The following is a 5,915-nucleotide window of genomic DNA, read 5'->3' on the forward strand; positions in this document are numbered from 1 at the left end:
CGCTGGCCGCGGCCCGCCGCGCCGAGCGCGGCCCGGTCGTGGGGGCGCTGCTCGAGCGCGAGCTGCTCGTCCGCGCCCTCGGCGACCTGGACTGGGTGGCCCAGGGCGGCGAGGTGCCGGTGAGCTGCGAGCCCGCCCGCGCGGCGGATGCGGAGCTCGTTGCGGCCGCCTCCGCGGCCCTCGACCTGGTCCGCGATGCCGGCGAGGCCGCTGCGCCCGGGGACGACGAGTCCGCCGTGCTGTGCCTGCGGGTGCCCGCCCTCGTCGTGGAGGCCGGGATCGCGGCGCGGCCGGGCGACGTGGCCGAAGCGCCTGCCGCCCAGCGGCTCGAGCGCCAGCTGCTCAGCGCGCTGTCCCTGCCGCCCGCCGTGCGGGCGATGCTGCCGGGGGGCGAGGGTGTCCTCCGCCGTGCCGGCGGAATCCCCGCCGACCTCGCAGACCGCACGGTCCGCGCCCTCCAGGACGTCCTGTCCGACCCCTACCAGCAGCTCCTCCCGGTCGGTGCCGACGGCGCCGTCGTCAGCCGCGAGTGCGAGGCCCAGCTGCTCGCCGCTGGGCTGCCCCCCGCCGCCGCGGGGGAGGACGGGCTGAGCCTCCAGCTGCGCACCGGGGCACTGGAGCGCGGGATGCCGCTCACAGTTGATTTCCTGCAGGCCATCACGCGGCGCGGTACGGCCGAGCGGCTGCCCGCGCGCATCCGGGCCGCGATCGCTCCGGGCCTGCGCGATGCGAGCCTGGCGGCCGAGCTCGAACGGGGGCGCGCCGGCTGGCTGCCGGCCGCGCAACTGCGGCCCGCCCTGGCCGAGGCGTGGGGCCCGGGCCTCGACCGCCTCACCGCGGCGGTGCTGGCCGGGCGGGCCCGCACCTCGGCCGAGGCGCGCGTAGCCGCCCTGCTGCGCTGGGCCTATGCCCGCGATGCCGAGCTGCTGGCCGGCGACGGGGCCGTGCTGCTCGACGCTGAGGGCCCGGTCGCAGGCTTGGGCCGGACCCACGAGGCGAAGCTCGCCGGCGCGACATGGGCCGCCGTCCTCGGCCAGCTGCTGGGGGGCATCGACGCGCGGGAGTGGCACGACCCCAACGCCGGAACGCGGCCGGACCGGCTGGCGGGCACCGCCATCGACCCCGAGGCGGTGCTCGACGCCCTGCCCGCGATGGTCCCGCCCGCCGCGGGCCCTGGCCCCGGCCCCACCGCCTCGCTCGGCTCGGGTGCAGCAGCCCCCGGCCCCTTTGCCGCCCCGCAGGAGCGCAGCGCGTTCGCGGTGCCGCGGGATCCCAACCCCTTCGCGGCAGATGCGGCCCCCGACCCCTTCGCCGTGCCGTCCGCCGGCCCGCCCGAGCCCTCCGTGCCGCCGCGCCCGCCCCACCCCCCGGGCGCCGGGGCGTCCGAGCCGGCTCCGCTCCTGGCCCGGCTCCTGGCGCTCGCCCTGCTCGACCTCCTCACCGGGGGCGGGAGGGGCCCGCTCACCGACGAGGAGCTCGCGGTGCTCGAGTTCCCCGGGCGCACCGGCCCCGTCTTCTGGGCCGTGGTGGCGACCGCTGCCGCGCGGGCCCGCCCCGACGAGCTGGAGGAGGCGCTCGCCGGCGCGGAAGCGCTCGTGCCGAGGGCTGCGGCGGCGCGCCGCGGCGAGGCGCAGGCGCCGAAGCCCAAGGAGGTCGCGAGCGCGATAAAGGAGCTGCGATCCCAGCTGGGCCTCGAAACCACGAAGACCCGCCGCGGCCGGGAGGCCAAGCGCGGGGCCGACAATCCAGGGATGGAAGGTGTGCGACCATGACCGTCTACATGCTCAACCGCGGAGCGCGGCAGCGCGTGCGGCGCGGCCGCCTCACCTTCAACGTGGCGCTGCCGGTGCCCACCGCGCAGGTGTGGGTGCGCACGAGCGGGGGCGAGCCGGTCGAGGTGCGCGAGCCGGTGCCGGGGCGCGTCATCGTGCCGCACGTCGAGGACAGCCTGGAAGTGGGCGTGACCAACCGCGGCGCGGAGTTCCCCGCCGGCTCCGTCATCCACTTCTCCGTGCGCGCGGAGGCAGACGGCCAGCCCGAGCCGGACGACATCCAGCTGGGCGAGGGCATCGACGTGAGCGGGGCGGAGTCCGCCCTCCTCCTGCGCGCCGTCCTCGACGGCGAGCACGCGGTGCTCGAGCTGCCCGAGCTGCCCTCCGCCCAGGCCGATCTCTCCGAGCTGGCCGCCGCGGCCCGCGTCGAGACCCGCCGCGCGCTCGGCGGGCTGGCTGCCGGGGGCGCCGCGCGCAGCCTCGTGATCGCGGTCGACGCCTCGGCATCGGGCCGCCGGATCGAACCGGCCCGGCTGCGCGATGCGCTGCGCGTGCTCACCGGGTTCGCCAGCGTGGTGAGCGAGAACCGCGAGGTCAGCGCGGTGCTCCTCGACCACCGCCCGGCTGCGGTGGGGTTCGGCGAGCTCGCCGAGCTGCCCGAGGCGGTGCGCACCGCGCTCGCCGCGGCGCCCCTGCGCTCCGCGTTCGCCGCCGGGGCCCCGGAGCTCGCGCGGCACCTGCCCGGCGATGCTGCGATCCTCCTCGTCACCGATGCCCCGCCGTGCGGCCTGGGCGCGGCGGACGGGCCGGCGCGCCACGTGGTGGGCGTCGCCGCGCGCCGGGCCTGGGAGTGCGATGCCGCGGGCGCGCGCCTGCCCGCCGGATCCACCGTCATCGACGCCGACGAGCTGGCCGGGCGCGGGGCCGCGCAGCCGGCGGCGGTGCTCGCCGACATCATCGCCTCGCTGCTCGAGGGCATCGGCGCCGGGCGCGCGGCCGCCAGCTCCGCGGGATCTCAGGGGGTGCGCCCATGAGCCAGTGCCCGCTGTGCTTCAAGGAGCTCGACCCCGGGCGCCGGCTCTGGGCGGTGAAGAACGTGGGCGGCACCCGCACCGTCGACCCAGATGCCAGCCGCGTCTTCGGGCGCGACGTGTCGTTCGAGGCCCAGCTGCCGATCACCCGCGCGGACGTGCCGGGGCCCTGGCCGCCCCGCGTGGCCGACCTGTTCCGGGCGTTCAACGTCCCCCCGGGCGCCGAGGTCGAGGACGAGCTGTGCCCCGAATGCCACTACCCGCTGCCGGACGGCTGGCGCGACGCGCACGTGACCACCGTGGCGATGTGCGGGGCGCGCGCCTCCGGCAAGAGCCTCTACATCGCGACCGCAGTCAAGGCCCTCAACGCGTACCTGGGCCGGATGCGCGGCAGCCTGCAGATGGCGACCCCGGAGACCGCGGAGATCTACCGCGAGCGCTACGAACGGCCGCTGTTCGAGGAGATGGGGCTCATGGAGCCCACCGTGCGCGCCGAGGCGGGGCAGGCCTACCAGCTCCACCCGCTCATCTTCAGCCTGGGCACGTTCCAGGGCCAGGCCCGCTACCTGGTGCTGCGCGATGTGGCGGGCGAGGAGCTGGAGAACCCGCCGGCCCACGACGGGCACCTGGAGTTCCTGCCCCGGGCACACGCCGTCATCTTCATGTTCGATCCGCTGTCCGTCGAGGCGATCAGGCGCCGCCTGCAGGACCTGGTGCCCACCCAGTCGCGCTCCTCCGGCAGCCCGGTGACCGTCCTGGACAACCTCCAGATGCGCATCGGCACGAGCCCGCGGCCGCCGGGGCTCGCCGTGACCCTGTCGAAGTTCGATGTGCTCCAGCGCCTGCGCGATGTCCAGGACGCGGACTGGAGCCGCGTGATGTCGAACGCCGGAGCCGCCTTCATGCGCGAGCCCAGCGGCACCACCGCGGACCCGCAGACGCGCATGGCGCAGCTGGAAGAGGACCGCAGCCTCGTCTTCCTCGAGACGCGCAGCCTGCTGCTGTTCATGGAGTCCTCGGAGCTCGTCAGCAAGATCGAGAACCCCCACACGGGCCGCCCGCTGCCCCACAGCTACTTCGCGGTGTCCGCGCTGGGCGATTCGCCGCAGGGCGACCGGGTCTCGCGGCACGGGATCTCGCCCCACCGTGTCATCGACCCCCTCCTGTGGGCACTGCGGATGAACGGGGTGGTGCTGTGAGGGCCGGGCGCGCGGGACGGCGCCGGGCGCATCGGGTGCACCAGGCGCTGCAGGGTGCGCCGGAGGGACCAACGGGCCGCCGGGCACCGTGCACGTCGCCCAGGACAACGAGGAGCTGATCATGCCGCTGTTGATGTCGATTCTCGGCCACTACGTGGGGTTCGCGCTCCTGTGGGCCATGCTCGTGCACGTGGCCATCGCGGTGCCCACGGGCCTCCAGCTCGCCCGCATCGCCGGAATGAAGTGGTACCTCTCGGTGCTGCTCACGGTGCTCATCCCCGGGCTGGGGACGCTCGCGATGATCGTCATCGCGCTCATCCCCTCGGCGCGCCGCCAGGCCGAGGAGCTCACGGTGCAGCCCCCGGGGGAGGCGTTCGCCGACCGCGCCCGGCAGGCCCGCGCCACCGCCAAGCAGGGCATCGCGCTGGTCGCGCCGTTCGCTGCGCTCATCGGCGCGATCTGCGGGTTCTTCCTCGTCTGGGTCTCGGCCGGCGACGCCGAGGAGGGACTGCGCGCCGCCGATCTGCAGCTCGTCAACGTCTTGGCCGTGACGGCGTTCGGCATCCTCGTGGCCCTCGCCTGTGCCCTGTTCTTCTCCGCCGACTGGTCCAATGTCATCGCGCTCGGCATGGTCGGGACGATGGCCAATATCGCGATCCAGCTGCACTTCTTTATCGTCTCCTGGCACGCGGCGCAGGAGGCCGCCCGCGCGGCCGTTGCGCAGGGCGTGCCCGCCGAGGTGCAGAGCTCCCTGGAGGGCTTCCCCGCCGGGGAGCAGGTGGGCCCCGGGCCCGCCTGGTGGGTCTTCCTCAGCGCCGCCGTCGTCGCCTACTGCGCCTGCTGGGCCTACGTCCTGCTCTTCGCGCGGCCCGCGGCGGCTGCCGCTGCCGCACCGGGGGCAGCCGGCGGGCGCCCCGGCTCGGGGGCCGAGGAGCGGCAGCCGGCCATGGCAGGCGCGGGCCAGCAGCCCAGCGGCCAGCAGTTCGGGGCGCCGCAGTTCGGCGCACCGCAGGGCCAGCAGGCGGGACCCGCGCCGCAGTTCGGCGGCGGCCCGCAGTTCGGCCCGGGACCCCAGTTCGGCTCAGCTCCCCAGTTCGGCCCGGGCTCGCAGTTCGGCTCGGGGCCGCAGTTCGGCCCGGGCTCCCAGGGCGGGCACGGGGGCCAGAGCAGTTACGGGGGGCAGAGCAGTTACGGCAACCAGGGGGGACAGGGACCCTACGCGCGCTGAAGCGCCCCCCGGTGGGCGCCGTCAGTGGTACTGGTACGTCCCCTCGGGCCCCTCGGTCGAGGACAGCTTCTTGCCGAAGCAGTTCTTCGAATCGAGGCCGAGGTCCCTGCACTCCGCCACCGCGGCCGAACCGGAGTCATAGGGCTTCGCGAGGATCGTGACCCAGAAGCCCTTCTTGCTGTAGCTCGGCCAGTCGCTGCTGAAGAGGAGCATGGCATCGGGGTGCGAGGCCTTCTCCCCCTTGTACTTCTTCAGCACCGCCGCATAGCCCGCCTCATCGGCGCTGTCGGGCTTCTTGGAGCTCAGCTGGACGACCCAGCGGCCCTCGAGCGTCGTCTTCGCCGTCCGGGTGTCGTCTGCGACGATCGCGTCGAGCTGGGACTTCGGATCCGCGGCCGCGGCGCTGCTCGGCCCCGTGCTCGTGGCCTCGCCCTGCTGCCCCGCCTGCGGTCCATCGCCGCCCGAGCCCTCGCCCCTCGACCCGTCACGGCCCCCGCCGGCCTGGGTGTCTGCGCGCTGTCCGAACCCGCCGGTGGCCAGCGAGGTGATCCCGAAGCCAGCGGCGACGACGAGCACCGCCCCGATGGCCACGAGCGCGACGGCCAGCCCGCGGCGCCTGCGGGGCCGGTCGGCGGGCGCCGCGTGCGCATCGCCGGCTACGTCCTCGTGCGCATGGAGCTCACCG

General features: G+C 75.7%; 4 protein-coding genes and 1 pseudogene. 4 read left to right on the forward strand and 1 reads right to left on the reverse strand.

What is annotated here, in order from left to right:
* From GSY69_RS13250 to GSY69_RS13265, 4 genes and pseudogenes are all read left to right on the forward strand, one after another.
* Positions 1-1,772 (forward strand): annotated as a pseudogene (locus GSY69_RS13250) (hypothetical protein); the annotation flags it as partial.
* The gene (locus tag GSY69_RS13255) at positions 1,769-2,806 is read left to right on the forward strand and encodes a hypothetical protein (protein ID WP_160954307.1); all 1,038 of its coding nucleotides are present in this window, start codon (positions 1,769-1,771) and stop codon (positions 2,804-2,806) included. The pseudogene GSY69_RS13250 and the gene GSY69_RS13255, both read left to right, overlap by 4 nt.
* Entirely contained in the window at positions 2,803-4,002 is a 1,200-nt protein-coding gene (locus tag GSY69_RS13260) for a TRAFAC clade GTPase domain-containing protein (RefSeq protein ID WP_160954308.1), read from the forward strand. Before GSY69_RS13255 ends, GSY69_RS13260 begins: the two co-directional genes overlap by 4 nt.
* Positions 4,003-4,123: 121 nt before the next feature.
* Positions 4,124-5,230: a hypothetical protein gene (locus GSY69_RS13265; RefSeq protein ID WP_160954309.1), complete on the forward strand. Its 1,107-nt coding sequence runs from the start codon at positions 4,124-4,126 to the stop codon at positions 5,228-5,230.
* Between the two features lie 21 nt (positions 5,231-5,251).
* On the opposite strand, the gene GSY69_RS13270 is transcribed toward GSY69_RS13265, so the two are convergent.
* Positions 5,252-5,915: hypothetical protein (locus tag GSY69_RS13270; protein WP_407925030.1), on the reverse strand; the 664-nt coding region annotated here is incomplete at its 5' end.

Source organism: Brevibacterium rongguiense (genome assembly GCF_009857845.1).
Lineage (GTDB): Bacteria > Actinomycetota > Actinomycetes > Actinomycetales > Brevibacteriaceae > Brevibacterium > Brevibacterium rongguiense.

What these genes read in the sequence shown, in the direction of transcription:
- GSY69_RS13265 (WP_160954309.1), top strand. Translation starts at nt 4,124, where the DNA reads ATGCCGCTGTTGATGTCGATTCTCGGCCACTACGTGGGGTTCGCGCTC.
- GSY69_RS13260 (WP_160954308.1), top strand. Translation starts at nt 2,803, where the DNA reads ATGAGCCAGTGCCCGCTGTGCTTCAAGGAGCTCGACCCCGGGCGCCGG.
- GSY69_RS13255 (WP_160954307.1), top strand. Translation starts at nt 1,769, where the DNA reads ATGACCGTCTACATGCTCAACCGCGGAGCGCGGCAGCGCGTGCGGCGC.